At 70.3% G+C, this 24,068-nt stretch carries 26 protein-coding genes; 12 read left to right on the forward strand and 14 right to left on the reverse strand.

The annotated features are described in order from the left end of the window. The first annotated feature begins 36 nt into the window (after positions 1 to 36). Positions 37 to 516 (forward strand): VOC family protein, encoded by a 480-nt coding sequence (locus BLU84_RS00155; RefSeq protein WP_074861585.1) that lies wholly within the window; start codon positions 37 to 39, stop codon positions 514 to 516. Positions 517 to 683: 167 nt separating this feature from the next. Here the strand turns inward: BLU84_RS00155 and BLU84_RS00160 are convergent, their stop codons facing one another. Further along, positions 684 to 2,225: a tetratricopeptide repeat protein gene (locus BLU84_RS00160; protein ID WP_074861586.1), complete on the reverse strand. Its 1,542-nt coding sequence runs from the start codon at positions 2,223 to 2,225 to the stop codon at positions 684 to 686. A 341-nt stretch (positions 2,226 to 2,566) separates the two neighbouring features. Here BLU84_RS00160 and BLU84_RS00165 point away from each other — a divergent pair, with 341 nt between their 5' ends. The 4 genes from BLU84_RS00165 to BLU84_RS00180 all read left to right on the forward strand — a co-directional run bounded on the left by BLU84_RS00165 (position 2,567) and on the right by BLU84_RS00180 (position 5,400). Next, the gene (locus BLU84_RS00165) at positions 2,567 to 3,259 is read left to right on the forward strand and encodes a hypothetical protein (protein WP_074861587.1); all 693 of its coding nucleotides are present in this window, start codon (positions 2,567 to 2,569) and stop codon (positions 3,257 to 3,259) included. A 176-nt stretch (positions 3,260 to 3,435) separates the two neighbouring features. Next, complete coding sequence (locus BLU84_RS00170) at positions 3,436 to 4,011, forward strand: hypothetical protein (protein ID WP_074861588.1); 576 nt, start codon at positions 3,436 to 3,438, stop codon at positions 4,009 to 4,011. 293 nt (positions 4,012 to 4,304) lie between these two features. Then, complete coding sequence (locus BLU84_RS00175; RefSeq protein ID WP_074861589.1) at positions 4,305 to 5,003, forward strand: hypothetical protein; 699 nt, start codon at positions 4,305 to 4,307, stop codon at positions 5,001 to 5,003. Between the two features lie 148 nt (positions 5,004 to 5,151). Further along, entirely contained in the window at positions 5,152 to 5,400 is a 249-nt protein-coding gene (locus tag BLU84_RS00180; protein ID WP_074861590.1) for a hypothetical protein, read from the forward strand. A 29-nt stretch (positions 5,401 to 5,429) separates the two neighbouring features. On the opposite strand, the gene BLU84_RS00185 is transcribed toward BLU84_RS00180, so the two are convergent. The 4 genes from BLU84_RS00185 to BLU84_RS00200 all read right to left on the reverse strand — a co-directional run bounded on the left by BLU84_RS00185 (position 5,430) and on the right by BLU84_RS00200 (position 9,954). Continuing rightward, positions 5,430 to 6,080: a DUF2306 domain-containing protein gene (locus BLU84_RS00185; protein ID WP_074861591.1), complete on the reverse strand. Its 651-nt coding sequence runs from the start codon at positions 6,078 to 6,080 to the stop codon at positions 5,430 to 5,432. Between the two features lie 490 nt (positions 6,081 to 6,570). Then, the gene (locus BLU84_RS00190; protein WP_211664489.1) at positions 6,571 to 7,704 is read right to left on the reverse strand and encodes an agmatine deiminase family protein; all 1,134 of its coding nucleotides are present in this window, start codon (positions 7,702 to 7,704) and stop codon (positions 6,571 to 6,573) included. Between the two features lie 344 nt (positions 7,705 to 8,048). Continuing rightward, entirely contained in the window at positions 8,049 to 9,293 is a 1,245-nt protein-coding gene (locus BLU84_RS00195) for a sensor histidine kinase (protein ID WP_139174489.1), read from the reverse strand. Continuing rightward, the gene (locus tag BLU84_RS00200) at positions 9,277 to 9,954 is read right to left on the reverse strand and encodes a winged helix-turn-helix domain-containing protein (RefSeq protein WP_074861593.1); all 678 of its coding nucleotides are present in this window, start codon (positions 9,952 to 9,954) and stop codon (positions 9,277 to 9,279) included. The genes BLU84_RS00195 and BLU84_RS00200 overlap by 17 nt, the downstream gene beginning before the upstream one ends. Positions 9,955 to 10,046: 92 nt before the next feature. Here BLU84_RS00200 and BLU84_RS00205 point away from each other — a divergent pair, with 92 nt between their 5' ends. The 3 genes from BLU84_RS00205 (at position 10,047) to BLU84_RS00215 (ending at position 12,210) form a co-directional block, all read left to right on the forward strand. Beyond that, positions 10,047 to 10,655, forward strand: a complete 609-nt coding sequence (locus tag BLU84_RS00205) for a hypothetical protein (protein WP_074861594.1) — start codon at positions 10,047 to 10,049, stop codon at positions 10,653 to 10,655. Next, positions 10,652 to 10,900 (forward strand): Imm32 family immunity protein, encoded by a 249-nt coding sequence (locus BLU84_RS00210; RefSeq protein WP_074861595.1) that lies wholly within the window; start codon positions 10,652 to 10,654, stop codon positions 10,898 to 10,900. The genes BLU84_RS00205 and BLU84_RS00210 overlap by 4 nt, the downstream gene beginning before the upstream one ends. Positions 10,901 to 10,977: 77 nt before the next feature. Then, entirely contained in the window at positions 10,978 to 12,210 is a 1,233-nt protein-coding gene (locus BLU84_RS00215) for an MFS transporter (RefSeq protein ID WP_074861596.1), read from the forward strand. A gap of 28 nt (positions 12,211 to 12,238) precedes the next feature. On the opposite strand, the gene BLU84_RS00220 is transcribed toward BLU84_RS00215, so the two are convergent. Together BLU84_RS00220 and BLU84_RS27435 are read right to left on the reverse strand one after the other, a co-directional pair. Then, positions 12,239 to 13,156: a hypothetical protein gene (locus tag BLU84_RS00220; RefSeq protein WP_074861597.1), complete on the reverse strand. Its 918-nt coding sequence runs from the start codon at positions 13,154 to 13,156 to the stop codon at positions 12,239 to 12,241. A 128-nt stretch (positions 13,157 to 13,284) separates the two neighbouring features. Further along, positions 13,285 to 13,953 carry a hypothetical protein gene (locus tag BLU84_RS27435; protein WP_074861598.1) on the reverse strand — a complete coding sequence of 223 codons (669 nt, stop codon included), beginning with the start codon at positions 13,951 to 13,953 and terminating at the stop codon, positions 13,285 to 13,287. Positions 13,954 to 14,131: 178 nt separating this feature from the next. Here BLU84_RS27435 and BLU84_RS00230 point away from each other — a divergent pair, with 178 nt between their 5' ends. Next, positions 14,132 to 14,677, forward strand: coding sequence for a DUF2058 domain-containing protein (locus tag BLU84_RS00230; protein ID WP_074861599.1), 546 nt, complete (start codon positions 14,132 to 14,134; stop codon positions 14,675 to 14,677). A 206-nt stretch (positions 14,678 to 14,883) separates the two neighbouring features. On the opposite strand, the gene BLU84_RS00235 is transcribed toward BLU84_RS00230, so the two are convergent. Together BLU84_RS00235 and BLU84_RS00240 are read right to left on the reverse strand one after the other, a co-directional pair. After that, positions 14,884 to 15,855: a tetratricopeptide repeat protein gene (locus BLU84_RS00235; RefSeq protein WP_139174491.1), complete on the reverse strand. Its 972-nt coding sequence runs from the start codon at positions 15,853 to 15,855 to the stop codon at positions 14,884 to 14,886. Between the two features lie 4 nt (positions 15,856 to 15,859). Further along, positions 15,860 to 16,735 carry a tetratricopeptide repeat protein gene (locus BLU84_RS00240; protein ID WP_139174493.1) on the reverse strand — a complete coding sequence of 292 codons (876 nt, stop codon included), beginning with the start codon at positions 16,733 to 16,735 and terminating at the stop codon, positions 15,860 to 15,862. Between the two features lie 185 nt (positions 16,736 to 16,920). On the opposite strand from BLU84_RS00240, the gene BLU84_RS00245 reads away from it, so the two are divergent. Beyond that, positions 16,921 to 17,433 (forward strand): DUF1697 domain-containing protein, encoded by a 513-nt coding sequence (locus tag BLU84_RS00245; protein ID WP_074863182.1) that lies wholly within the window; start codon positions 16,921 to 16,923, stop codon positions 17,431 to 17,433. 230 nt (positions 17,434 to 17,663) lie between these two features. Here BLU84_RS00245 and BLU84_RS26985 read toward each other — a convergent pair whose 3' ends face one another. Then, complete coding sequence (locus BLU84_RS26985) at positions 17,664 to 18,611, reverse strand: hypothetical protein (RefSeq protein ID WP_074861602.1); 948 nt, start codon at positions 18,609 to 18,611, stop codon at positions 17,664 to 17,666. 172 nt (positions 18,612 to 18,783) lie between these two features. On the opposite strand from BLU84_RS26985, the gene BLU84_RS26990 reads away from it, so the two are divergent. Together BLU84_RS26990 and BLU84_RS00260 are read left to right on the forward strand one after the other, a co-directional pair. Continuing rightward, complete coding sequence (locus BLU84_RS26990; RefSeq protein WP_074861603.1) at positions 18,784 to 19,545, forward strand: ATP-grasp domain-containing protein; 762 nt, start codon at positions 18,784 to 18,786, stop codon at positions 19,543 to 19,545. Positions 19,546 to 19,739: 194 nt separating this feature from the next. Next, a complete protein-coding gene (locus tag BLU84_RS00260; protein ID WP_211664502.1) occupies positions 19,740 to 20,141 on the forward strand; it encodes a VOC family protein in 402 nt (133 codons plus the stop codon). A 102-nt stretch (positions 20,142 to 20,243) separates the two neighbouring features. Here the strand turns inward: BLU84_RS00260 and BLU84_RS00265 are convergent, their stop codons facing one another. The 4 genes from BLU84_RS00265 to BLU84_RS00280 all read right to left on the reverse strand — a co-directional run bounded on the left by BLU84_RS00265 (position 20,244) and on the right by BLU84_RS00280 (position 23,994). Then, positions 20,244 to 20,816, reverse strand: a complete 573-nt coding sequence (locus BLU84_RS00265; protein ID WP_074861605.1) for a DUF3016 domain-containing protein — start codon at positions 20,814 to 20,816, stop codon at positions 20,244 to 20,246. Positions 20,817 to 20,947: 131 nt separating this feature from the next. Further along, positions 20,948 to 21,340, reverse strand: coding sequence for an excalibur calcium-binding domain-containing protein (locus BLU84_RS00270; RefSeq protein WP_083382204.1), 393 nt, complete (start codon positions 21,338 to 21,340; stop codon positions 20,948 to 20,950). 61 nt (positions 21,341 to 21,401) lie between these two features. Continuing rightward, positions 21,402 to 23,537, reverse strand: coding sequence for a beta-propeller domain-containing protein (locus BLU84_RS00275; protein ID WP_074861606.1), 2,136 nt, complete (start codon positions 23,535 to 23,537; stop codon positions 21,402 to 21,404). Positions 23,538 to 23,619: 82 nt separating this feature from the next. Then, complete coding sequence (locus tag BLU84_RS00280) at positions 23,620 to 23,994, reverse strand: YciI family protein (protein WP_074861607.1); 375 nt, start codon at positions 23,992 to 23,994, stop codon at positions 23,620 to 23,622. Positions 23,995 to 24,068: the final 74 nt, after the last annotated feature.

Consider the following 24,068-nt stretch of genomic DNA (forward strand, 5'->3'; position numbering starts at 1 on the left):
CTACGCAGGTTCCATCCTTACGGCAGGAGAGCGGCGATGATCGCGAAGAACACCGTGTGTCTGTGGTACGACGGCACCGCGCTGGAAGCGGCCGAGTTCTATGCGAAGACGTTTCCGGACAGCGCGGTGACCGCGGTGCATCATGCGCCCGGCGATTATCCCGACGGCCATCAGGGCGATGTGTTGACGGTGGAGTTCACCGTGGCGGGCATTCCCTGCGTGGGCTTGAACGGCGGGCCGGCGTTCAAGCACGACGAGGCGTTTTCGTTCCAGATCGCCACCGACGACCAGGCCGAGACCGATCGTTTGTGGGACGCCATCGTCGGCAACGGCGGCAAGGAAAGCGCTTGCGGTTGGTGCAAGGACAAGTGGGGGCTGTCGTGGCAGATCACGCCGCGCGCGCTGCTCGAAGCCTTCACCGATCCGGACCGCGCCGCGGCCAAGCGCGCGTTCGACGCGATGATGCAGATGGGCAAGATCGATATCGCCAAGATCGAGGCGGCGCGGCGGGGTTGAGGCGCCGCGCGTTGCGGATCGGGCGCGTGGCGGAGCGATGTTTCTTCCGCGCGCCCGGCTCAGTGAGCGTTGCCGGGAGCGGTCGATACTTCTGACGGGTCGACCGCTGCTGCGATGTGCTGGCGCACGAACGCATCGTGCGCTGCGCTGCGATGGAACGCGGCGCCTCAGTCCATCTCACCCGAGCCATAAATCGCATACCGCTCGATGCGCCCGACCGATGCGATGGCCGCCTGCGCGTCCTCGCGCGCGAGCAACTCGGCGCGCGCCTTGCGCAACGCGACATCGCCGGGCAGCGCGTCGGCGCGCCGGTAGTCCTGCAGCCAGCTCAGCGTTTCCAGGCGATCGGTGCTGGACGCCATCAGTTCGGCCACGAGCCGGGCGGCGTCGTCCAGGCGCTGCGTGCGCAGCAGCGCTTCCAGGTAGACCTGCTGGCCCTCGCTGCGGTGTTCGCGCAGGTAGTCCAGGGCTTTTTGCGCCACCGCGCGTTCGCCCTTGGCGGTGGCGGCGCACAGGCGCACGCCGTGGACGATCAGGCGCGCGTAGCCGGTGACACTGTCGCCGGTGCGCGCCAGCGTGGCCAGCGCGTCGTCGGGGCGGTCGAGGCTGCAGTACGTGGTGGCGAGGTTGAGGGTCTGGCTGACGTTGACCGAGCCTTGCTCGCTCAGCCGGCTGGCGCGGTCGAGTTCGGCCAGGGCCTCGTCGATGCGGCCGCTGCGGCGCAGGGCGATGGCGGCGTTGTTCATCACCCAGACTCGTTCGTCGAGGTCGTCGTACGGCGCTTGGTCGGCCGGCGCGCCGGCGATGCGCCGCTTCACCTCGTCGTTGAGCGCCAGCACGTCGGCGTCGCGGCCGGCGATCAGCAGCGCGTAGCTGAGCTGGCTGCGCGCGTCGAGGCTGCGCGGCGCCAGTTCGGCTTTTTCGCGCAAGGTCTCGACCAGGCGGCGCGCGGCGTTGTCGACGTCGAAGGTCGGGCTGTCGCTGCGCACCATGAAGTCGAAGCGCTTGTCGCTGCGCAGCGCCACCAGTTGCAGCGGGCCGTGGATGCGCCGCGCCGCCACGCGCGCGTCGTCGAGGTGGCCGCGTTCGACCAGCATCTGGGTGAGGTTGAGCCAGATCGCGCTGAGGTCGCTGGTGCGGCTGGTCCAGTTGGCGTCGAACAGCGCGTGCAGCAGGGCCAGGCGCGTGTCGGACGCGGGCTCGAGCCGGTACTGCAGTTGGAACAGCACGGTTTCGTTGAGCCGCGGCAGGGTTTCCGGCCAGTGCTCGACGAGGTGGATCATGGCCTGTGCGGCGGCGTCCGGGCGCTGGCGGTCGAATTCGATCAGCGCCAGCCGGTACCACTCATCCGCTGTGCCGTCGGCTTGCGCGGCCAGGCGATACAGCTCGGCGGCGAGCGGCAAGTCGTCGCGGGCGATGGCGCTTTCGCCGGCCGCGGCCAGGGCGGCGCGACGCTCGGCGTCGGGCAGCACGGCGAACGGCGGCTGCGCCATCAATTCGGCGAAGGCGTTGCCGGCCTGCTGCGGCTGGCCGTCGCGGGCGAGCGCGTGCGCGTCGGCGAGGCGTTGATAGAACGACCGGTGATCGACTTCGTTGCGCGTGGGCGCGGCGTCGCTGCGGGCGGACGGCGTCTGCGCGCAGGCGCCGGCGGCGGCGAAAGCGAGCGCCAGGTTCAGTCCGTGGGCGGCGATACGCAAGCGATGGCGCATGGAAGTCTCCCGGTTCATGCCGGCGCGGCGGCGCCGGTCCGTGGCCGCGGCCGGCGCGCGAGCGTCGGGGCGGCCCTGAGCGGCGAGGATAGCCAGATGCGCTGAGTCTGTCGCCAAAAATGAATATTGACGCGCGTCGTCGTCGCCGCGGCCGCCGTTCACAGCTTGCGCGAAGCGTTCCCGATAACGCCCGCCGCGTTCCGCGTGCTTCCCCAAAACCTCCCCAATCCTTCCTCGCTTTGCCGCCGCGGCGGTGGCCACTGTGCCGGCACCGCACCGGTTGCGCAGGACGCGGATGCGGCTTTCCCCTCAACCCGAACGACTTCGCAAAGGATCCCGTCATGATCGCCAAGCATCGCCTCGGCCTGTCGGCCACCCTGGTTCTCGCGCTCGCCGCCGCCGGCTTCAGTTCCTCGGCCGCGGCGGCCGGCAATCCGCTCGACAACGTCGGCGTCGAGCACAACGCCTACCTGGGCTGCCTGATGGCCGACGCGTCGCAGCCGCCGTCGCTGCAACTGCTGGTCAGCCGTTGCGGCTACCGGCCGCAGGGTTCGGTGGAGGATTTCATCAAGACCTTCCAACCGTACATGCCGACCAGCGCGAGCCTGAGCTACAGCCAGCGCATCGAGCCGTACCGCAGCCAGTTCACCGCGGGCGAGTACGCCTTCGTCAAGCGCATCGAAGCCGCGCTGTCGCCGCAGGCGCAGTCGCCGGAAGAAATCGACCGGGCGCTGGCGGCGTTGGAAGCGCAGGCGCTGGCGCAGTTGGGCGACAAGTCGCAGGGCGCGCGCGGCATCCTGGCCTCGCTGAGCGTGGCGCGGCATTCGCTGCAGTTCTGGACGCCGTACTACATCGATCGCCTGGAAGACTCGCACGCGAAATTGCCGAAATGGCTGCGGGTGGTGATCAAGGTCGTGGCCACCGTCGCCACCGACGCTGCGGTCGGCGCGCTGCTGGGCTCCAATCCGGTGACCGCGCCGGCGGCCGGCCCGGCCGCCGGTGCGGCATCGGGGATCGTGGCCAAGGAGCTGTAAGCCGCGCGCTGTCCGGGCGTCGGTGCGTCGGTGGACGAGCGGCCGCCGCATCGCGCCGATAGCTCGGGGCGGGTTCGCGCAGGGATGCCGAACCCGCCGTTCGCCGCGGCTGGCCTGTCCGCCGCGGGCCCCGCGTTGAACGGTGGCGGCACTCCGCCGCGCACAGGGGCCCCGCGATGGACGCTTACGGCAATCTCACCAGCATCGACGAATTTTCCGGCAACAAGCGCATCCGCCTGATCTCCTACCTGGATCCGGACGTGGCGCTGGGCGTGTTCCCGCCGACGCCGGATTCGTCCGGCTGGTCGGTCGCCGCGGTGCATCGCCTGTCGGCCGGCAGCGGCGGGCAGACGCTGATGCGGGTCAACGCGCTCGGCCGCAGCGCTTTCAGCCTGGCCTGGGACGGCGACACCAGCCAGTACCTGTCGTGGGAAGGCACCGCCAGCGATCAACTGGTGCTGGAGCAGCTGACCCAGCCGCAGGACGGCGACCATATCGCTCCGCCGGAGTTCGCGGTGGATTTCGTCGAGCAATGCTGGTTCGCGCTCAACGACCCGTACCACGGCGCGGTGGTGGACATCAGCGAGTCGGGCACCGGCGAGGGCAATCCGGTGATTTCCTTCTCGTGGAACGGCGGCGCGAACCAGATCTGGCGGGCGCAGTGGGTCGATCATCCGGCCGCGGCGGCCGACGACGACGAACAGCGCTTCGTGCAGAGCGCCGGGAAATTCGCCGGCCAGTGCCAACCGTGAGCGATGGGCCGCCGGCCGCGCCGCGCGCGGCCGGCATCGCGCCCGGATCGCGCGCCGCCGTGCGTTCGCGCGTCCTCGCCGAAGCTTGACGCCGATCCGGCGCGGTCCGCGCCTTGCATCACATCCGCGTCGATTTATTCCCGGGATCGGCCTGACTTTTCCTGCCCGCCTGCCCGGAACCGTCCCGACAACGTCCTCGTCAGCGCCGCTGCGGCCGTGGCTCTCTGGCCGTGCCGCATCGGCTCTCGACTGCGGTCCGCATCCCACCGCACTTTCACGCAGAGGACGTTTCCATGAACAAGACGCACCGCATCGCGCTCGCGCTGGCGCTCGCCGCCGGCTTCGCTTCGCCGGCCTGGGCCGCCAATCCGATGGACAAGGTGGGCGTGGAACACAACGCCTACCTGGGCTGCCTGATGGCCGACGAAGGCAAGATGCCGACCCTCAAGCGGCTGGTCGATCGCTGCGGCTATCGCCCGGAGGGTTCGGTCGACGACTTCATCCGCACCTATCAGCCGTTCATGCCGAAGGACACCACGTCCACCTACCGCGAGCGGCTGGCGCCGTATCGCGCGCAGTTCACCGCCGCCGAGTACGCCTTCGTCGACCGCATCGATGCGGCGCTGTCGCCGCAGGCGCAGTCGCCGGAGGAGATCGACAAGGCCCTGGCCGAACTGGAAACGCAGGCGCTGGCGCAGCTCGGCGACAAGAGCACCGGCGCGCGCGCGATCCTGGGTTCGCTGAGCACCGCGCGCCACTCGCTGGAATTCTGGACGCCGTATTACTCCGCGCGCGAGTCCGGCAATGCCGCTGCGCGCTGGCCGAAGTGGTTGAAGGTGGTGGTGCGCGTGGTCGCCACCGTGGTCGCCGACGCGGCGACCGCGGCCCTGGTCGGGTCGTTCCCCGCCACCGCACCGGCCGCGGGCCCGGCGGCCGGCGCGGCCTCGGGCGCCGTGTCCGGCGCGTTGCAGGATTGGCAAAACGCCGAGTGAGGCCGCAGGCGGCTGTGCCGCGCCGCCCGACGCCGGTCGCGCGTGGAGTTTTGCCAACCAGGCGACGCTCCGAATCGATCGGGCGGCGATAAGCTGACGTCCGCCGCGGCACCCGAGGCCGCGGCGGACGTTCTCAGCGGAGCCGAGCATGGCCACGATGCGTTATCACGACGGGCAGGACGTGCAGTTGGGCGACGTTGCCAGTTTCGGCGACGGCGATGTTTGCCAGGTGGTGGTCTTGATCGACGCGCAGACCGCTGTGCAGGGTTACTTCGCCGACGAGTGGGCGTACCTGGGCGAGGGCTGCGTGGTGCGGGCCGAAGCGGCCGGGCTGGTGCATTACCCGGCCCAACGCCTGAGCGAGGACGCGGGCGTCAGTCTATTGCAGCGCGCCTGATCCGTGCGGTTCGCCGTCTGATCCGCGGCTCAGGCCGGCGGCCGCGCCGCGCGCCGCGCGGCGTCCTGGCGGTACAGCTGGGCGAAGAAAAACGCCACGGTCGCCAGGCCCAGTGCGGACGGCACGATCTGCGACCACGGCTGGCCGAAGCGCACCACATTGCCGACCAGCGCCGACAGCATCCCGAACAGCGAGGCGATGAGCTTGTAACTGTGGTCGTAGCGCCACAGCGTGCCGAACCAGCGGCGCGGGAAGCACCAGCGCGCGGTGTCGTAGACGATGAGCGTGGCGAGCGCGCCGAGCGAGGAATACACCAGGACGTTGCCGCCCGCGCGCAGCACGATCGGCGCCAGCCAGGCCGCGACGGCGACGGCGGCGATAGTCCAGGCGGCGTCGGCCGCCTGCGGCCCGCGCTCGCGCGTGCGCGCCGAGCGCCAGCCGCCGACCAACTGATACAGCACCAGCACCGTCAGCACGGCGAAGTTCGGCAGGAACCGGAATGCGGCCAGGCCCGCGGCAGCGGACGCGCAGACCACGAAGCCGGCGTAGCAGAAACGCCGGCCCCAGCGACGGTGCGCATCGCCGCCCTTGGCGTTGCCGAGCTGGTAGCAGCCGATGGCCATCGCGATCGTCCCGGCCAGCACGTGCAGGGCGATGTTGAGCAGGTGCGGCGTGGACATCGGCTTCCTTGCGGATCGTTGCGGCGCTCGCATCTAAGCGGTCGGCGGTGTCGGTGCGCCTGTGCCATTCGTCGGCGTGCCGACCGGATGGCGGTTGCAATTTGGCTGTAACAATCCAGGGATTTCGCCGCTGTCCCTACCCCCGTCATTCCCGCGAACGCGGAAATCCAGTGGCATTGAAGCTGTTCTGCGAAAAAACGACCGTTTCGGCGTCGTCTACATTCCGTCATTCCCGCGAACGCGGGAATCCAGAGACTTAAGCGCCATCTCTCTGGTCTTTAATCTCAGAGGAAGAAAAATCCCGAGGTTTCGGAGTTATGTCGCGATGGAGCCCTGGATTCCCGCTTTCGCGGGAATGACGGTAGGAGAGGGCGCGGAAGAGGAGCGGTAGCGTCGATGGCGGTTTTCGCATCATCATCGATGCGCACTGCACTGCACTGCACTGCACTGCACTGCACCGCACCGCACCGCTCCTCATCCGCGCCGCGGCTTACAACGCCGCCGGCTGCTGCTGGGTCACGCAATGGACCATGCCGCCGTTGCGGTACAGGTTGCGCACGTCGATGCCCACCACCGTGCGGCCCGGGAAGGCGCGTTGCAGGATCGCCTTGGCCACCGCGTCGTTGGGATCCTTGTACTCGGGCATCAGCACCACGGTGTTGCCGACGTAGAAGTTGACGTAGGAACCCTTGTAGCCCAGCTCGTAGCCATACGTCGTCACCACATCGTTCGCGGTCAGCGGCAACTGCACGAAGCGGTACGGTTTGCCGTCGACGTCGCTGGCGCGGTACAGGCGGTCGATATCGCTGGCCGACAGGCCCCATTCGCGCAGGTCGGCGCGGCTCATGGTGACGAGGGTGTCCGGCGTGCCGAAGCGGGCGAAGCCGTCGATGTGCATGTCGGTGATGTCGTCCTTGCCGCCGTCCTTGCCGTCGAGCCAGATGAACTTGCTGACGCCGAGCTGGTCGCGCAGCACCGCTTCGAGTTCGGCTTCGCTGAGTTCGGCGTTGCGGTTGCGCTCGCGGGTGGAGCTGCGCGTGGCCATCAGCACGCCGCGGCCGTCGACTTCGATCGCGCCGCCTTCCAGCACCACGTCGTTCAAGTCCACGCTCGGCAGTCCCAGGTCGCGCGCGACCGCGGCCGGCACGGCGTCGTCCTTGCGATACGGCGCGTCCAGGCCCCAGCCGTTGAAGCCCCAGTCGCCGATGCTCAGGCGGTCGTTGCGGTCGAACACGAACAGCGGGCCGTTGTCGCGCACCCACACGTCGTCGGTGGCGCGGACCAGGAACTTCACCTTCGCCAGCGGCACGCCGGCGGCGCCGAGCAGCTTGCGCACGCGCGCCTGTTCGCCGGCGTCGTAGACGACGATGTTGACCTGCTCGCTGGCGATCAGGGCGCGGGTCATCGCGATCCAGGTCGGGTCGAGGCGGTCGCGGTAGGCGCGGCCGTAGGTATAGGCGTGCGGCCACTGCAGCCAGGTGGCGTCGTGGCGCGCGGTCTCGTCGGGCATGTAGCCGGACTGGGCGCGGGCCGCGCCGGGGTGAGCGAGGGCGGCGGCGAACAGCGCGCCGGCGGCGAGGGCGAGCCAGGCGGGGCGGGCGGCGGGGAGGTTCGGAGTGGGCATGGCGGCGGGCCTGTGGGTTTCGGGTCGGGGGAAAGGGGAACCGGACAACGGGACGCACCTTATCCAGCGAACCTGATATCCAGCTGATATCCGGCCGGGGCGCCACAACCCCAAGCGCCGCCCCAAGCTCTGCGGCATTCCCTCGGCGCATACGGCATCCCCGATGCCCATGCGGCAACCCCACCCCCCGCACGGCATTCCCAGCACCCGCACGGCATCCCCACCACCAGTGCGGCATCCCCACCACTCGTCCGGCATTCCCACCACCGTCATTCCGGCGAAAGCCGGAATCCATTTTGATCTTGCTCCCGCGGGCTCATGGCCGAGCCGCTTTCGCGTCCGCGCTAAATCCGCGCCTTCAAAATCAGCTCCACGCGAGCGCCCCCGCCGGCCCGGTTCAACAGCCGCAACTCGCCGCCATGCAGCTCGGCGATGTGCTGGACGATGGACAAGCCCAGCCCGCTGCCCGGGCTGCCGGGGCCGGACACGAACGGTTCGCGCAAGCGCGCGAGCGATTCGGCCGGGAAACCGGGCCCGCGATCTTCGACGATCACTTTGCCGGCTTCGACGGTGACGACAACCGGCTCGGCGCTGCCGCTCTTCGCCGCGTGCACCAGCGCGTTCTCGATCAGGTTGCGCACGGCGGTCTGCAGCAGGCGCACATCGGCCTCGATCACCGATTCGACGGCCTCGAACTCGACGGCGCGGTCTTCGGGAATCACCGCTTCGACCAGAAGATCAAGCCGCACCGGCTCCTTGCTCACCGGCGCGGCCGCCGCGTCCAGCCGCGCCAACAGCAACAGCTTGTCGACCAGGCCGGCGGTCTGCCCGGCGACGCGCTCGACCTTGCCCAGCACGCGTTCGGCCGGCTCGCGCCCGTCGTGCGCGCTCTCGCACAGCGCCTGCAGGCGCGCCACCGGCGTGCGCAACTCGTGCGCGGCCGCGGCGAGAAAACGTTCCTGTTGCTCGAACGAAGCGATGGCCGGCCGCAGCGAACGCCGCGACAACACATTGCCGAGCACGATGCCGAGCGCGGCGAACGCCGCGGCCAGCAACAAGGTGTTGCGCACGAACGCGGCTTGCGCGGCGTCGCGCGCGGCCGGATCGGCCAATACCAGGATCGTCGCGACCGGGCGGTCGCGATCGTCGTAAGTCTCCTTGCCTTGCAGCAGGTAAGCGCGGCCGTTGCGGTCGCGGCCTTCGCGCAGGCCTTCGGGGCCGTCGCTCATCGCCGCGTCGGCGAGCGCGAACGGATCGGCCAGATCGAAGCGCGGCCGCGCCGGCGCCAGCAGCACTCGCGCCGGCGCGCCGTTGCCGATCACCCAGATGTCGGCGTCGCCATCGAGCAGGCCGGGCTCCTTGCGCAGCACCTCGTCGTGCAAGCGGCCTTCGGCGTCGAACCACGCCAGCCCGTACACCGCGGTCGCGCGCAAGCGCAGGTTGGAGGCCAGATCGAGCTGGGTCAGCCGCGCATGGGTGAAGATCGCGACCGCGCACAGCGCGGCCACGCACAGCAGCCAGGCGCCGGTCCACACCGCGGTCAGGCGCAGATGCAGCCGCCGCAGCAGACGGTCACGCGCGCGCGGCATCGGGCGCATCCAGCAGGTAGCCCGAGCCGCGCACCGTGCGCAGCAATGCCGGCTCGCCGAGTTTGCGGCGCAAGGTAGCGATCAACACTTCCTCCGCGTTCGACGCCGGCTGCTGCTCCTCGCCCCAGCACGCGGCGAGGATGTCCTGGCGCGGCACCGCCTGGCCCGCGCGTTCGGCCAGCAATTGCAGCAGCGCGAATTCCTTCGGCCGCAGCGGCAGCGCGATGCCGGCGCGGCGCGCCTCGCGCCGGCCCAGGTCGATTTCCAGATCGGCGATGCGGATCGTGCTCGGCCGGATCGCGCCGCCGCGCCGGCCGATGGCGCCGATGCGCGCGATCAGCTCGTCCATCGAAAAGGGTTTGACCAGATAGTCGTCGGCGCCGCCGGCGAAGCCTTCCACGCGGTCGGCGACCGCGTCGCGCGCGGTCAGGAACAGCGCCGGCGAGGCGATGCCGCGCTCGCGCCAGCGCTGCAATGCGCCCAGCGCATCGCCGTCGGGCAGGGTGCGGTCGAGCACCAATGCATCGAAGGCGTAGGACTGCACGAAGGATTCGGCCTCGGCGAGGTCGCCGGCTTCGTCGACGGCGTGGCCGTGCGCGCGCAGGCGGCCGGCGACGGCTTCGCGCAGGTCGGCTTGGTCTTCGAGCAGGAGGATGCGCATGGGGCGGAGCTTACCGCCGCGGGCGCGGGAGAAGATGAAGCCCGCAGCCAGGGCGCCGGGCGGCGACTATGATGCAGCTCACGGAGGCGAGAATGTTGACGCAACAGGAAGCTTGCGACCTGGTCCTGGCCGGGTTCACCCAAACGCGCGGCGCCATCGCCGCGTGCGAGCTCGATCCGCGCGGCCAGTATTGGGTGATCCACGCCAACTCGTACGAGTACGTGGTCAACGGGCGGTGGGACCATTGTCTGGTGGGCGCCGGCGCGTATCTGGTCCATGTCGCCAGCGGGCGTTTGGACGTCACGCCCAGCTACGAGACCTGGCACGAGAGCATCCAGGACATTTACGACCGCGACGACGCGGCCGGCGCTCACTATGTGCTGCGGCCGGACTGCGCGGCCGGCGACAAGCGGGCGATCGTCCATCTGCATCAGCGCCTGGGCTGCTCGCTGATCGACGCGCGTTGGTTGTTGGACGCCGCCAACAGGGATTGGCTCACCGGCACCGGGCGCTGCCTGCGTCACGCTCGCGCGGAACTCGCCAAGCACGGAATCCAGACGCAGGTGGTGTTGCAGGACGATCCGCGACAGGCCTTGTCGCTGGCGCCACCGAACCATTTCCTGCAAGACGTGTTGAAGCGCCTGCGCGAGCGTGCCAGCCTGCGCGTTGATCGACCGCATTCCCAGGACGTTGCGCCATGAAAATTACCGGCTACCGCGATGAAGGCCTGCCCATCGAAGAGATTCGTCATATCGAGCTGGCCGAGATCACCCTGCTGGCGACCCCGGCCGAGCTGCGCCGCATGGCTGCGTTCTTCAGCAATGCGGCCGATACCATGGAGCGCATGGGGCCGACCTACAGCCACGAGCATCTGTCCGACCGTCAGCCCGGTTTCGACGACTCCCCGCATTTGGTCGTGTTCAACGCCGAATTGTTCGCCCGCTAGCCCCGGCGGGCCGACGCTGAACCGTCCCGGCCGATCCCGTCATGGCGCCAGATGCTGCAAAGCACAATAATCCCCCCATGACCCCCGCCACCCCCACCGCCCCGGGCGCCACCGCGCCCGCGCCCGTCCTGTCCCCGCGCCAGGTCGGCCTGATCCTGTTCGCCCTGGCCCTGGGCGGTTTCGCCATCGGCACCAGCGAATTCGTGGTGATGGGGCTGATCACCGAGATCGCGCGCGCGATGGGCGTGGACGAGCCGCAGGTCGGCCATGTCATCAGCGCCTACGCGCTGGGCGTGGTGGTCGGCGCGCCGACGCTGGCGATCCTCGGCGCGAAAATGCCGCGCCGCAGCCTGCTGCTGGCGCTGATGGGGTTCTATGCGGTCGGCAATCTGGCCAGCGCGCTCGCGCCGGGCTACTACACGCTCGCGCTGGCGCGCTTCGTCGCCGGCTTGCCGCACGGTGCGTACTTCGGCATCGCCGCGTTGGTGGCCGCACGCATCAGCCCGCCGGAGCAGCGCGGCACCGCGGTCGGGCGGGTGATGTTGGGGCTGTCGATCGCGCTGTTGGTCGGCAACCCGCTGGCGACCTGGCTCGGCCAGAGCTTCGGCTGGCGCTGGGCGTTCGCGTTGGTGTCGCTGATCGCCCTGGCGACTGTGGCGATGACTGCGCGCGTGCTGCCGCCGGGCATGCACGCGCCGCGTCCGGACGTGCTGGGCGAGTTGCGCGACTTCAACCGCAAGCCGGTGTGGCTGGCGCTGGGCATCGGCGCGATCGGCTTCGCCGGCATGTTCTGCGTGTTCGCCTATCTGGCGCCGACCCTCGTCCACGTCACCGGCGTGCGCGAATCCTTCATCCCGTTCGGGCTGATGGCCTTCGGCATCGGCGGCATCCTCGGCACGCTCGGCGGCGGCTGGCTGTTCGACAAGCTGCAGTTCCGCGCGGCGGCGTGGATCTTGCTGTGGTCGATGGCGATTCTGCTGTTGTTCCCGCTGGCCGCGCGCTCGGTGTGGACGGTGCTGCCGGCGGTGCTGGCGGTCGGGACGATGGGCGCGCTGGCCACCGTGTTGCAGGCGCATCTGATGGACGTGGCGCGCTCGGCGCAGACGCTGGCGGCCGCGTCGAACCACTCGGCCTTCAACATGGCCAACGCGCTCGGCCCGTGGCTGGGCGGCATGGCGATCAACGCCGGGTTCGGCTGGACCTCGACCGGCGTGGTCGGCGCGATGACGGCGCTGGGCGGGTTGATGATCTATCTGTGGGCGCGCGCGGATGCGCGCGCCGATGCGGTGCTGGCCGGCGAAGCCGAGTAAACCGCCGGTTGCGCCGCTTGCTCGGCGATCACAGTGCTGCCGCGTCGCGCAATTTGACGGACTCCGCCCGGCGCTGTTCCGCCAGCGCGCTTTCCACTTCTTGCGTCGATGCCAACACGCCGATCAGGCGGCCGTACGCGTCGGCATCGGCCTGCTCGTAGAACGCCAGTTGATCGCCCTGGGCGGTCATGCGGTCCTGGTGCGTGGCGGCGAACTCCAGCAGCGCGGCGAAGGCATCGGCCATCGCGCGGCGGTTGTCGTCGGTCTGGGTTTCCAGTACGGAGATCTCGCGCCCCGCCGATTCGAAGCCTTGCAGCACCAACTGCCCGGACGGCAGATCGCCGGCGAGGGTGCGCAGCCGTTGCCCGAGGATGGCGCGGTGCTCCACGCGCAATCGCACCAGTTCGTCGAGCAATTCGCGGTAGCGGCGCAGCCGCTCGCGCCCGTCGGCGATATCCGCGGGGCTGGTCAGTCGTTTGGCTTCCAGAACCTGCTCCAGTTGCAGCTCGTCGATCCGGGCGTACACCCGCGCTTGCGCTTGCTGCGCGAGCGGGCCTTCTTCGCGATAGATCGCGTTGAGGCCGCGTTGCAATTCCGTCTCGTTGCCGGCCGCGTGAGTTTGGCTGCGCGACGGTGCGGGCGAAGGCGCAGCCGGCGCTCGGTCTTGTCGCTCCGCCTGCGCGTCGCTCACGAACCGATCGTTCCGCCGAGCCAGCAGTTCGCGCCGTTCTGCGGTCGCGGTGTTGAATCCGCTATAGCCTTGATAGACGCCGTAGCAAAACGGAATGCTGATCACCAGCACCACTGCGCCGAGCGCGAACAGCAGTACGGAAGTGTTGGAGTACGCCGCGCGCGGCTGCGCGGCGGGCGAGGTCCAGCCGCAGTTCGGACAGGTGCGGGCGCGATCGAGCGCCCGCTTGCAATTCCCACACAGGTTCGAAGCCATCGTGCCCCCAGGCGATGCGCCGCGGCGGGATTGCGTTCCGCGTGGGGGCAGTATGCGAGGCCGCGCCGGCGGCGTCAGCCAGGATGGCGGCCGGCAGTCGGGAGCCGGCCGCCAGCGCAGTCGCTGTGTTACGGCGTCTGCACCTTGCGCAGGCTCAGCAGCAACGATTCCAGATGCTTCTGCCCGCGCGCGGACCAGATGTTGTACAGGCAGCGCTGCCCGGCGACTTCCAGATAGCCCAGATAGCCCGGGCCGGTCCCGCCCTCCAGGCCGTAGCTGACCTTGCTGCCGTCGGACCAGCTCAGGTTGTTGGGGAAGCGGTAGCCCTTGCCGTCGATGTCCAGGCCGGTGCCGGCGATACCGAAGGCGCTGCGCTGGTCCGGCGCGTCGTAGGCCACGGCCCAGCCGTCGGAGAAGCTGGCGCGGCGCACCTTGAGCCCGGCTTCCTTTTCTGCGCCGACCAGCGCCAGCGGCGCGCAACGGTCGCGGTTCTTGGCTTTCTTCCACTCGGCCAGATAGACCGCGGGCACCGATTGGGCCGGCACCGCCGCGCCCTGCCAGGGCGCGCGCGCGCCGCCGGCGGGGGCGGCGACCGTGGCCGCGGACAGCGCGGGGGCTGCGGCGGCCGGCGCTGCTGCGGGTTTCACGGCGGCCGTGGCGGCTGGCGCCGCGGCGGCCGCCGGCGTGGAAGGCGCGGCATCGGTGTGGACCCGGAACCGGACCTTGGGTTCGGCGGCCTGGGCGCCGACGGCGAGCAGGCCGACGGCCAGCGCGAGCAGAGACTGAGCGATCTTCATGACGTTCCTGTCGTTCCTTGAAGCGGGGGATGCGCAGCGTCCGGCGCGCGACCGGCGCCGGCGGTGCCGCCCGATTTTAGCCAGAGCCGCGCGGGCGGTGTTGCGCGGCGGGTGGGGGCCGGGGCGCGCGCCGCCACCCGCTTCCGGCGCGCCGGGCCGGCGTACTAGACTGCGGCCTATGCGAAATCCCCTACAAGAACAGCTGCTCAAGGCCGGCCTGGCGAAAAAGTCGCAGGCCACCCAGGCCGTGCGCGAGCAGAACAAACAGCGCCAGTCCAAGCAGCCGCAGGCGCCCGCCGCCGAACCCAGCGAGGCCGAACGCGCCCGCGCCGAAAAGGTCGAGCGCGACCGCGCGCTGGAAGCGCAGCGCAAGGCCCAGGCGCACGCGCACGAGCTGCGCGCGCAGATCCATCAGATCGTCGAGCAGAACAAGGTCAAGCGGCAGGGCGAGATCGCCTATCGCTTCACCGACGGCGAAGCGATCAGGACGCTCTACGTCGATACCGCGCTGCGCACGCAACTGGCCAGCGGCGCGCTGGCGATCGTGCGCCACGGCGACGACTACGCGCTGATCCCGCGCGCAGCGGCGGAGAAGGTGCGCGAGCGCGACGCGGCGATGGTCGTGCTCGATCACGGCGCCAAGCCCGCCGCGGCCGCGCAGGAGTTGAGCGAGGACGAGGCGTATTACGCGCAGTTCAAGGTGCCGGACGATTTGGTCTGGTAAGGCTGCGCGGCGAACGGGGCGAGAGCGTCGGGCCTGAAACTCCACACGCGGGAACTTGCAGTGGTGTGACTTCTTGCAGTCGGACTGAGCGTCGCTGGCGAAGTCGCGTCGGCTCTGGCTGACCGGAGCACAGTCAAAATGGGTTCCGGCTTTCGCCGGAACGACGCTGAAAGCGTCAGTACCTTTGCCGACGTTCCGCACGTTTGTCAGCCGTTTTGCTTCCGCGGCGGTGGGGGCGGCGGAGGCAACGGCGGTGGCGGCGGGTCGCAGATTGCGCAAGCGTAGTCTCCTGCCGGGCGCCGATTCCCTGCCTTGGCCAACACGCGGCGGATGTGGGCCAGGCGCCGCTCCATCAGCGCATCGCGGCGGGCGCCGTAACGCACCGCCATGGGATAGAGCGCGGCGGCGCTTTCGATCGGACCACCGGCCAGATTCAAGGTCGCCCAGTCCATGAGCAGGTTCGCTACCACCGGATCGGGCGGCGCAACGAATGCGGTGCGCTCGAACAACTGGTAGCTCAAGGCCTTGTTCAATTCCCACGCCGCGACCGGGCGGCCGTCGTTCCCCGGCGGCAGTTGGGCCGGCAGCGGCGGCACCAAGTCAGCTGCGAAACTGACGCCGGCGATGGATCGGCCTTGCAGGTAGCCGGGATCGGACGCCATCGCGATCTTGGCTTCGAGAATGCGTGCGTGCAGCCACTCGGTGCGATGGTGCTCGTCGGGATCGCGCCGCATGCCGATGCGGATCCAGCGCAGAGCGACGCGGTCGTGGCCGCTGAGTTCCAACGCGGTGCCGAGATTGGCCGCAGTTTCCGAATGCCCGGGGAACAGGCGCTCGACGGTGAGGAAGTGCTCGACGGCGCGGACGTGCTGGCCCTGGCGAATGAGGACCACGCCGATGTTGACGAGATTGCCGAAGTCCGGATCTTTGCGGACCCGTTCGATCGCGAACTCCACCCAATCCCGACGCGGCGGATGCGGCTTCATCAGCGCGGTCAGGTCGTCGCCGGCATACCAGTTCGGGAAGAATCTATGTCCGCTGTGGTCGGTGCCGATGGTGTTGATGCAAGCCGGCGCCGCGGGTGCGAGCGACAGCAGGGCCAGTGCGGCGATCGTCCTTAATAGTCTCATCGTTCCTTGTCCCGGTATTTTCGATTCCAGCGTGGCGCTGCGCCTCACTGTCTCAATCCCACCCGCACAGCCGGCAATCGGGCTTGCCCGGCGTCGGCCGCTTCTCCGCCCTGGCCACCACTTGGTCGATATGCGCGATGCGCCGCTGCATCAGCGCGTCGCGCGGAGCGCCGTAGGTCGCCGCCAACTCGTACAGCGCTTTCGCGGTTTCCAGCGAGCCGCCGGACAGGTGCAGCGTGGCCCAGTCGCTCAGCAGGTTGGCGACGACCGGGTCGGGCGCTTTGACCAGGCCGATGCGTTCGTGCAGTTGGTAGTCCAGGGACGAATCCAGCCACGAAGGCAGCAGCGGTTTGCCGTCGTTGCCGTTGGGCAGCTTGCGCGGAAACGGCGGCACCAGGCCGGGGCCGAAGGCGAGGCCGGCGATGGAATGGCGGCGAAAATAGGCGGGGTTCCCGGCGGCGGCGAGCTTGGCTTCCAGGATGCGCACGTGCAGCCACTCGGAGCCGTAATGCTCGCGCGGGTTGCGTTGCAGGCCGGTGCGGATCCAGTGCAGCGCTTCCTTGTCCTGCCCGGCCAGCTCCAGCGCGGTGCCGAGGTTGGCCGCGGTCTGCGGCCGCCCCGGGAACAGCCGTTCGACGGTGCGGAAATGGCGCAGGGCGGCGTCGAGCTTGCCTTGGCGGACCAGCAGCACGCCGATGTTGTTGAGGTTGCGGAAGCTGGGCTCCTTGCGCGTTTCCTGGATCAGGAAACGGTCCATCTCCGGGTCGCGAGAGGGATGGGTCAGCGAATACACCAGGCTCGCGCCGACCAGGCCGTCGGACGAGTACGGCCGCCCGGCGCGGTCGGTGGCCATTTCGTTGAGGCAGGCCCGCGCGCCGGCCGGGGCCAGCATCAGCAGGGCGAGCGTCGCGATCATGACGATGCGCATGGCCGTGTTCTCCTGTTCGTCCGTGAGCGTGCGCGGGCAGTGTGCCCGGCGCGCGCGGGCGGCGTCATCCCTTTGCCGACGAACGCGAAACCGGCGCCGCCGCACGCGGCCCCGACGGCGCTTGCGCGACGGCGCGCGCTGGCCTGAAATGGCGATCCCGTCCCGGAGCCGCATCCATGCCCGTCTTGCGCACCTACATCGCCCTGCTGCGCGCCGTGAACGTCGGCGGCACCGGCAAGCTGCCGATGGCCGATCTGCGCGCGATGTGCGAAGCGCTCGGCTTCCAGGACGTGCGCACCTACATCGCCAGCGGCAACGTGGTGTTCCGCACGGGTTTGAGCGAGGCCAAGGCCAAGGCGGCGCTGGAGGACGCGTTGCGCGATTACGCCGGCAAGCCGGTCGGCGCGGTGCTGCGCACGGCGCAGGACATGGCTGCGGCCTTGGCGGCCAATCCCTTCGCCGACGCCGCGCCGAACCGCGCGGTGCTGATCTTCCTCGACGCGCCGCCGCCGGCCGATGCGCTGGACGCGGTCAAGCATCGCAAGGACGAGCAGATCGCGCTCGGCGCGCGCGAGATCTACGTGCATTACGGCGAGGGCATGGCCGATTCCAGGCTGGTCGTCCCGGCGGCGAAGGCCGGCACGGCGCGCAATCTCAACACCGTGGCCAAGCTGATCGAGATGGCGGCGGGCCAATAGCTATCGGTGAGCACGCAGCGGCGGCTTTTTCAGCGAACCGATGCCGTCACGCGGGTGTTTTCGCTGCGACCTGTTACCCCGCGGTCGCGGCTCGCGCCGCTCCTACAGGTAGATCGCAACCTTCCGCAGCCGCTGTAGGAGCGGCGCGAGCCGCGACGCGGCCGCATCGCCGGCCGATGCGCTGCCTGCAACCAGGGATACCGCGCGCCGCTGCCGCCGCGCACGATCCTTCAGCGACGGATCTTGCCGATTTCGTCCAGCGCCGCCTGGGTGCGCGCCTGGCGCTGGATCTCGATCTGCTGGCGCTGCAGGATCAACTGGGCGATGTCTGCGATCATTCGGTTGTACTGCTCGCCGGCCTGCGCATCGGCGAACACCAGGTTGCCGTCGTCGTTGAGATCGATGTGCTGGCGTTGCGCGTCGACCAGGTCGTAGACGCGCTGGGTCTTCTCGATCGTGGCGCGGCGGTTGCTCATCAGCGCCGCGTCTTCCTCGCTCTCGCGCGCGAGGTTGCGCGCGAACTCGCTCATCAGCGCGCGCGCGTCGGGCCCTTCGCCGACCAGCGCCTGCAGGCGCCGCGACGCGTCGAGCTGGCTGGCGCGCTTGATCGACAGCGAGTAGTTGAGCAACTGCGCGTACTGCTGGTTGGCGCGGCGCGCGGCCGCGGTGCCCTGGGCGCCGAGCAGGGTTTCCGGCATCAGCTGGTTGTCCAGGCGCAGCGCGGCGATGCGCGCCTCGACCTGGGCCTGGCGATAGCGGCTGCGGTCGCCGACCTCGCGCATGATCGTGCCGATGCCCGCCCGCACCGCCTCGGGCGTGCGCGCCAGCGGCAGCGCGGTCGCGGCCGAGGGCATCGGCCCGGCGAGGTTTTCGCGGCCGTCGGGCCGGTTGAGGCGCTGCTGTTCGCGCAGCAGCAGCTCGCGGCTGTCGGCGGCGTCGTTGCGGGCCTTGTTGCGCGTGTCGATGAACTCGACGACGTCGTCGCGGATCGTCGACGCCACCAGCAGCGTCAGCACGACCGCGGCGAGGATCGGGACCATGCGCCGGTACATCGGATTGGCCAGCCACCAACCCCAGGTCGAGGCCTTGCCGCCGGCCGGCAGCGGAATGCCGCAATGCGGGCAGCGCCAATCGCCGGAGCGGATGGGCCGGTGGCAACTGCGGCACTGGATCGACAAGGACCGGCCTCCTGGCGCGGGGCCGCCGCAGCGGCGGCGGAACGGGACGGCGCGATTATCGGCGAGGGTGCGGGTTAGCGGCCAGTCCTGGGCGAAGCCGGCCGCCGGGCCGGACGCAACCGCCGGCGCACTGGCTACACTGCCGGTATCGCTTTATCGCTGGCCCAGCCGCATGTTCCGCATCGCTTATCTCGAACAACGCGGGGACCGACTCGGTCACGAGGAGCGCCTGGCCGCCGGCGTCCTGGCCGAACGCGGGATCGAAGTCCGCCTGTACCGGCGCAAGCAGATCGAGCGGCGCGTGCTGCCGCTGGACGAGACCTGTTTCGTGATGGGCACCGAGCCATGCGTGCGCGGAGCGATGAAACAGTTGGGCATCGCGGTGCCGACGCCCGACGATTACCCCGAGTCGTTGCAGCCTTGGCTGCGGCGGCGCGTATGGCGCGAGCGCTTGGACGCAGTCGCGAACCGGGTGAGCGAAGGCGCCCAAGGCGGCGTGTTCGTCAAGCCGGCCGAACGGCTGAAGACCTTCACCGGGCGGGTGTTCGACCATCCGGGCGATCTGTACTTTCTCGGCGGCGCGTCGCGCCGGCAGACGGTATGGTGCTCGCAGCCAGTGCGCTGGCGCTCGGAATTCCGCGCCTATGTGATCGGCGCGCAGGTGGTCGCGCTGGATCATTACCACGGCGATCCGGCGCTGCGCCCGTGCGAGCGCGAGATCGCCGAGGCCGTGCGGGCCTACCACGCCAGCGGTGCGGCGCCGGCGGGTTATGGCATCGACTTCGGCGTCCTCGACGACGGCCGCACCGCATTGATCGAAGCCAACGACGGCTACGCGCTGGGCGCCTACGCCGTCGACGCCGTGCCGTACACCGATCTGCTGCTGGCGCGCTGGGCGCAGCTGATGGCTACGCGGGCGCTGGCCGGCGCCTGACCGGGCGTTCGCAGCGCGGTCCGGGCCGGAGCGCGAAGCCGGCGGAAATTTTTTTCGCGGGGCTGTCGATTCCTGCGATCCTGGCTCGTCGCAGTCATGAGCAGGCGGGAATGCGGCCTCACCAGGTCGGTTCCGGCGCCCGCCGTCCCCTTACCCTCGCAGCCAGGACTTACGCCATGACCACCCACGCCCAAATGTTCGTCAACCTGCCGGTGCAGAATCTCGACCGTTCGGTCGCTTTCTTCACCGCGCTCGGCTACAGCTTCAACCCGCAGTTCACCGACGAGAACGCCACCTGCATGCTGCTCGGCGAGAATCTGTTCGCGATGCTGCTGGTGCGGCCGTTCTTCCAGACCTTCACCCAGAAGGAGCTGATCGATCCGCAGCGCCAGGTGCAGACCCTGGTGGCGCTGCCGCTGGGCAGCCGCGCCGAGGTCGATGCGCTGGCCGACAAGGCCGTCGCCGCCGGCGCCAAGGCGCACGAGCCGAAGGACTACGGCTTCATGTACCAGCGCGCTTACGACGATCTGGACGGCAACACCTGGGAAATCTTCCACATGGATCCCAACGCGATGCCGGGCGACGCGCAGGCCTGAGCGCGCGGGCGCGCTGCCGCGCCCGCAGCGGCGAAACGAAAAGGCCCCGCATCGCGGGGCCTTTTCGCAGGAGCCAATCCGGGGTCGGGCCCGGCCGGCGGATCAGCGCGCTGCGCTGCGCGCGTCGGCCTTGAACTCGCGGAACGCCCAGCTGTCGATCAGCCGCTTCTCGTAGCGCAGCGGGTCGGTCTGTCCGGCGGCGCGCGGGCCCATCAGGAAACTCATGTCGCGCAGGGTGCGCTGGCCTTGTTCGATCACCTGGCCGTTGGCGTCGCTGAGGGTGAACTTCAGGTCGATGCGCGGCGGGTAGATGTCGCGGATGAAGCGGGTGTCGTCGAACTGCGGGCCGTGCCAGGGCTCGTAGTCGCCGGCGCGCTTGACGTCGGTGATGTCCACGCTCAGGCGCTGGCCGGGCGTCAGTTCGCGCTCGGTGCGCTTGCGCACGTACTGGGCGAGCTGTTCGACCCAGTTGCCGCGGCGCGCTTCGAAGCGGTTGCGGCTCTGGCGGATTTCGGTGAATTGCTCGGGATTGTCCCAGCGCACGTCGACCGCGCCCTGGGCGGGCAGCGCGCGCGGCGCTTCGGGGTCGGTGACGGTGCGGGACTTGGCGCCGGCGGCGCCGCTCGCCAGGACGGCGGCGGTGGCCAGGGCCAGCAATGCGGTGCGCAGTTTCATGGCGTTCTCCGCAGGTGGGGATGGCACCGATTCTCCGCCTGCGCCGGGCCGCGGGCCAGTGCGGCCGGGCCTGCGTTGGCGGCAGTTCACGATGATTGCGGCGGCGCGACGACCGTTCGTTCGCAGCCGCGCTATTCGCAGGCGCGGCCGTCGCCGTCGCGGTCCAGGCGGCGCGAATAGCCCGGATCGCCGCGCATCAGCGGCGCGACGCCGGCGGCGCGGGCGGCGCTGCAATTGGGGTAATAGGTCTCGGCGGCGGTATCGCGCCATGCCGCGGCGGGCGACACCGGGCGGGGCTCGCGCCGCGTCGGCGCGGCCGGGCGCGACGGCGGCGCCCAGCCCAGGCCGGCGGCCGGGATGGAGGCGCGGTGGCAGTGGTAACCGCCGCGTTTGCGGTCGTGATGGCAGCCGTGCTTGTCCAGGCCGCCGCCGTGCGCCGGCGCGGGCGGCGGCGCGACGACCAGCAGCGCCGCCAGCGCCGCGCTCAATCCGGCGCGTACGCGCCAAGGTTCGGTTCGATGCATTGCCTTCCCCCGTCCCCGCGCCAACGCGGCGCGGGACGGGAAGCGGACAAGGCGCCGGCTCTCAGCGCGCGACCGCTGCGCGCGGGGTGAAGTCCACCCGCTGCTGCTCGACGATGCGGCCGCTCTGCTCGCGGCCTTCGACCAGCTCGTAGCCGAGCAGGGCGAACACCCGCGGGCCGACGAAGATCGGGCGGGCGTTGCCGTACCAATCCACGCAGCTGGCCAGGCAGCCGTCGTCGCTGTCGGTGCCGGCGGGGCGGCGCGAGGCCAGTTCGCCGAGCGGGCTCAGCGCCAGCTCCTGGTTGCGCAGATACAGCACGCGCGCGTTGAAGCGGCCCTGCGCGTCGGCGCCGAGCGTGGGCAGGCCGAGCACGCCGCGTCCGGCGCTGTCGGCGCGGTAGAAGAAGCCGTGGCTGCGCTGGTCGGCCTGGGCCGCGCGCGATTGCACGTAATCGCCGGCGATGCGCGCGCCGGCGTCCAGGCGCACGCTGGTGAAGTGCAGGTCGGTATCGACCGGTTCGTTGGCAATCGGCGGCATGGGCGGTAGCGGCGGCAGCGGCACCGGCGGCATCGGGGCCGGCGGAATCTCGACCACTTCTTCCTCGACCCGTGCGGCGTCGGCGGTGGATTGCAGCAACGATACCGGCAGGGATTGCGGCACCGTTTGCGGTGCGGTTTCGGCTAGCGGTTTCGACGCGGACTTCGACGCCGGCGGCAGCGGCGCATACGCCTGGCCGATCGCGATGGCGTTCTCGCCCAGCGCGTCCACGCGCTCGACCCAATGCGGCAGCGGCAGCACCGTGGTCGGCTCGCGCCGGGCGTAACGCAGCGCGTACAGGCCCTGCGGCCGGCGCGCCTCGTCGCCCCAATGGCCGCCGAAACCGAACACCAGCCAGTCGCCGATATAGCGCGCGTGCAGCGAGCCGGGCTGGCCGCCGGCTTCGGGCAGCGGGCGATAGGCGGAAGCCGAGGCGATGCCGCGGCCGTCGCCGAACTCGCTCAGGCGCACGCGCAGCAAGGCCAGGTCGCCGGCCTCGACCTGCGCGGCCCACATGCCTTCGCCGCGGCCTTCGCTGGCGACCAGCACGTTGAGCCAGCCGTCGCGCTCGAGAAAGCTCATCTGGTCGATCGGCGCGCCGTCGGCGCGCAGGGCGCTGGGTGCGGCGCCGTCCAGCGGCAGCCGGTAGACGGTGGCGTCGGGACGCTTGGCGGCGGTCGCGGCCGTCTTCGTCTTCGCCGCGGCGGGCGCCGGCCCGCTCGGGTTCTGGGTCCACACGTAGACCGCGTCGCTGGCGACATAGAAGCTGCGGCCGGGTTCGCCGAGCGCGGCGCTGGAGCGGCAACGCATCGGCGCGCCGCCCAGGTCGCATACCGTCACCGTGTGCAGGGTCGGCTGCTCGGCGTCGAGCGAGTCGGGCCCGTAATAGATGCGTTGCGCCGGCAACAGGCGTTCGAACTCGCTCGGCAGCGCGCCGGTGCGCCAGCGGCGCAGCGCTGGCAGCGAGGCTTCCGGGTGCTGCTCGTCGTAGCCGTAGACGCTCATCGGCGCATAGAAGATCAGCTGCTTGCCGATCAGCCGGCTGGCGTAGTTGCTGGCCGAGTAATAGTCGCTGCTGCGCAGGTGATAGGTGGCGCGGTAGCTCAGGCCGCCGTCGGCGCTGAGGTCGAACAGGCCGATCTCGGTGCCGCCGCGCTCGTAGCTGTAGCCGATCACCACCACCTGGCCGTCGGCGACCAGCATCTCGTCGTACCAGGTGCCGCTGGGGTCGGTGCCCGGCGCGAACGCGTCGACCGAGGAACGCGCGCGCAGCCCGCCGCCGCCGATGTCGAGGCTGAACAAGCGGCCGCGGCGCAGCACGATCAGGTGGTCGCCCTGTTTCTTGACGATGTCGCCTTCGTCGACGCCGGCGGTCTGGACGTTGGTGATCGCATCGCTGGCGGTGGACGCGGCGTCGGCCGCGGCCATCGGCGCGGGCGCCATCGCCATCGGCGCGTCGGGCAGCGCCAGCGTCTGCGGCTCGGGTTCGCGGCGCAGATGCGCGAAGGCCGCGCTCAGCGCCTTGTCGTCGGCGAACGCGGGCAGGGCCTGGGGCGCGGCGGCGGCCGGCGGCGGCGCAGGGGCGGGCTGGCAGGCGCTCAGCAGCAGCGCGGCGGCCAGCGGCCAGGACAGGCGTGGGGACAGCGGGAGCGAAGGCATGCGAGTCGTCCTTGAGGCGGTGTACCGCCATCAACGTCCATGTGGTCCCGGCGGGGTCGCGCGCGGCCTGCGCGCGCCGCGTTCAGGCGTCGAAGTGCTTGCGCACCGCTTCGAAATCCAGCACCGGGCGCACCTCGATCCGGCCGGTGCGGCTCCACGGAAACTCCTGGGCGATGCGCAGCGCCTCGTCCATGTCGGCCGCCTCGATCAGGTTGAAGCCGCCCAGGTACTCCTTGGCCTCGGCGAAGGGGCCGTCGAGGAAGGTGGTGCGGCCGCTGCGCGTGCGCAGCGACACCGACTGCGCCGGCGGCGCCAGCATCTGCGAATCCATCAGCTTGCCGTCGGCGCGCATCTGGTCGGCGTGCTGCAGGCAGCCGCGCATCATGGTCGCGTACTCGCCGTCGGGCAGGGCTTCGATCAGCGCGTCGTCGTTGTAGATCATCACCAGAAACTTCATTCGCGACCTCGGTGGCGTGGCGGGGCGCGACCGCGAGGTCGCCGATGCATGCGCCGCAGGATAGCGCCATCGGT

The sequence above is a fragment of the Lysobacter enzymogenes genome (assembly GCF_900106525.1).
GTDB lineage: Bacteria > Pseudomonadota > Gammaproteobacteria > Xanthomonadales > Xanthomonadaceae > Lysobacter > Lysobacter enzymogenes.

Coding starts and splice junctions, on each gene's coding strand:
- BLU84_RS00155 (WP_074861585.1), top strand. CDS start 37: ATGATCGCGAAGAACACCGTGTGTCTGTGGTACGACGGCACCGCGCTG.
- BLU84_RS00160 (WP_074861586.1), bottom strand. CDS start 2,225: ATGCGCCATCGCTTGCGTATCGCCGCCCACGGACTGAACCTGGCGCTC.
- BLU84_RS00165 (WP_074861587.1), top strand. CDS start 2,567: ATGATCGCCAAGCATCGCCTCGGCCTGTCGGCCACCCTGGTTCTCGCG.
- BLU84_RS00170 (WP_074861588.1), top strand. CDS start 3,436: ATGGACGCTTACGGCAATCTCACCAGCATCGACGAATTTTCCGGCAAC.
- BLU84_RS00175 (WP_074861589.1), top strand. CDS start 4,305: ATGAACAAGACGCACCGCATCGCGCTCGCGCTGGCGCTCGCCGCCGGC.
- BLU84_RS00180 (WP_074861590.1), top strand. CDS start 5,152: ATGGCCACGATGCGTTATCACGACGGGCAGGACGTGCAGTTGGGCGAC.
- BLU84_RS00185 (WP_074861591.1), bottom strand. CDS start 6,080: ATGTCCACGCCGCACCTGCTCAACATCGCCCTGCACGTGCTGGCCGGG.
- BLU84_RS00190 (WP_211664489.1), bottom strand. CDS start 7,704: ATGCCCACTCCGAACCTCCCCGCCGCCCGCCCCGCCTGGCTCGCCCTC.
- BLU84_RS00195 (WP_139174489.1), bottom strand. CDS start 9,293: ATGCCGCGCGCGCGTGACCGTCTGCTGCGGCGGCTGCATCTGCGCCTG.
- BLU84_RS00200 (WP_074861593.1), bottom strand. CDS start 9,954: ATGCGCATCCTCCTGCTCGAAGACCAAGCCGACCTGCGCGAAGCCGTC.
- BLU84_RS00205 (WP_074861594.1), top strand. CDS start 10,047: ATGTTGACGCAACAGGAAGCTTGCGACCTGGTCCTGGCCGGGTTCACC.
- BLU84_RS00210 (WP_074861595.1), top strand. CDS start 10,652: ATGAAAATTACCGGCTACCGCGATGAAGGCCTGCCCATCGAAGAGATT.
- BLU84_RS00215 (WP_074861596.1), top strand. CDS start 10,978: ATGACCCCCGCCACCCCCACCGCCCCGGGCGCCACCGCGCCCGCGCCC.
- BLU84_RS00220 (WP_074861597.1), bottom strand. CDS start 13,156: ATGGCTTCGAACCTGTGTGGGAATTGCAAGCGGGCGCTCGATCGCGCC.
- BLU84_RS27435 (WP_074861598.1), bottom strand. CDS start 13,953: ATGAAGATCGCTCAGTCTCTGCTCGCGCTGGCCGTCGGCCTGCTCGCC.
- BLU84_RS00230 (WP_074861599.1), top strand. CDS start 14,132: ATGCGAAATCCCCTACAAGAACAGCTGCTCAAGGCCGGCCTGGCGAAA.
- BLU84_RS00240 (WP_139174493.1), bottom strand. CDS start 16,735: ATGCGCATCGTCATGATCGCGACGCTCGCCCTGCTGATGCTGGCCCCG.
- BLU84_RS26990 (WP_074861603.1), top strand. CDS start 18,784: ATGTTCCGCATCGCTTATCTCGAACAACGCGGGGACCGACTCGGTCAC.
- BLU84_RS00260 (WP_211664502.1), top strand. CDS start 19,740: ATGTTCGTCAACCTGCCGGTGCAGAATCTCGACCGTTCGGTCGCTTTC.
- BLU84_RS00265 (WP_074861605.1), bottom strand. CDS start 20,816: ATGAAACTGCGCACCGCATTGCTGGCCCTGGCCACCGCCGCCGTCCTG.
- BLU84_RS00270 (WP_083382204.1), bottom strand. CDS start 21,340: ATGCATCGAACCGAACCTTGGCGCGTACGCGCCGGATTGAGCGCGGCG.
- BLU84_RS00275 (WP_074861606.1), bottom strand. CDS start 23,537: ATGCCTTCGCTCCCGCTGTCCCCACGCCTGTCCTGGCCGCTGGCCGCC.
- BLU84_RS00280 (WP_074861607.1), bottom strand. CDS start 23,994: ATGAAGTTTCTGGTGATGATCTACAACGACGACGCGCTGATCGAAGCC.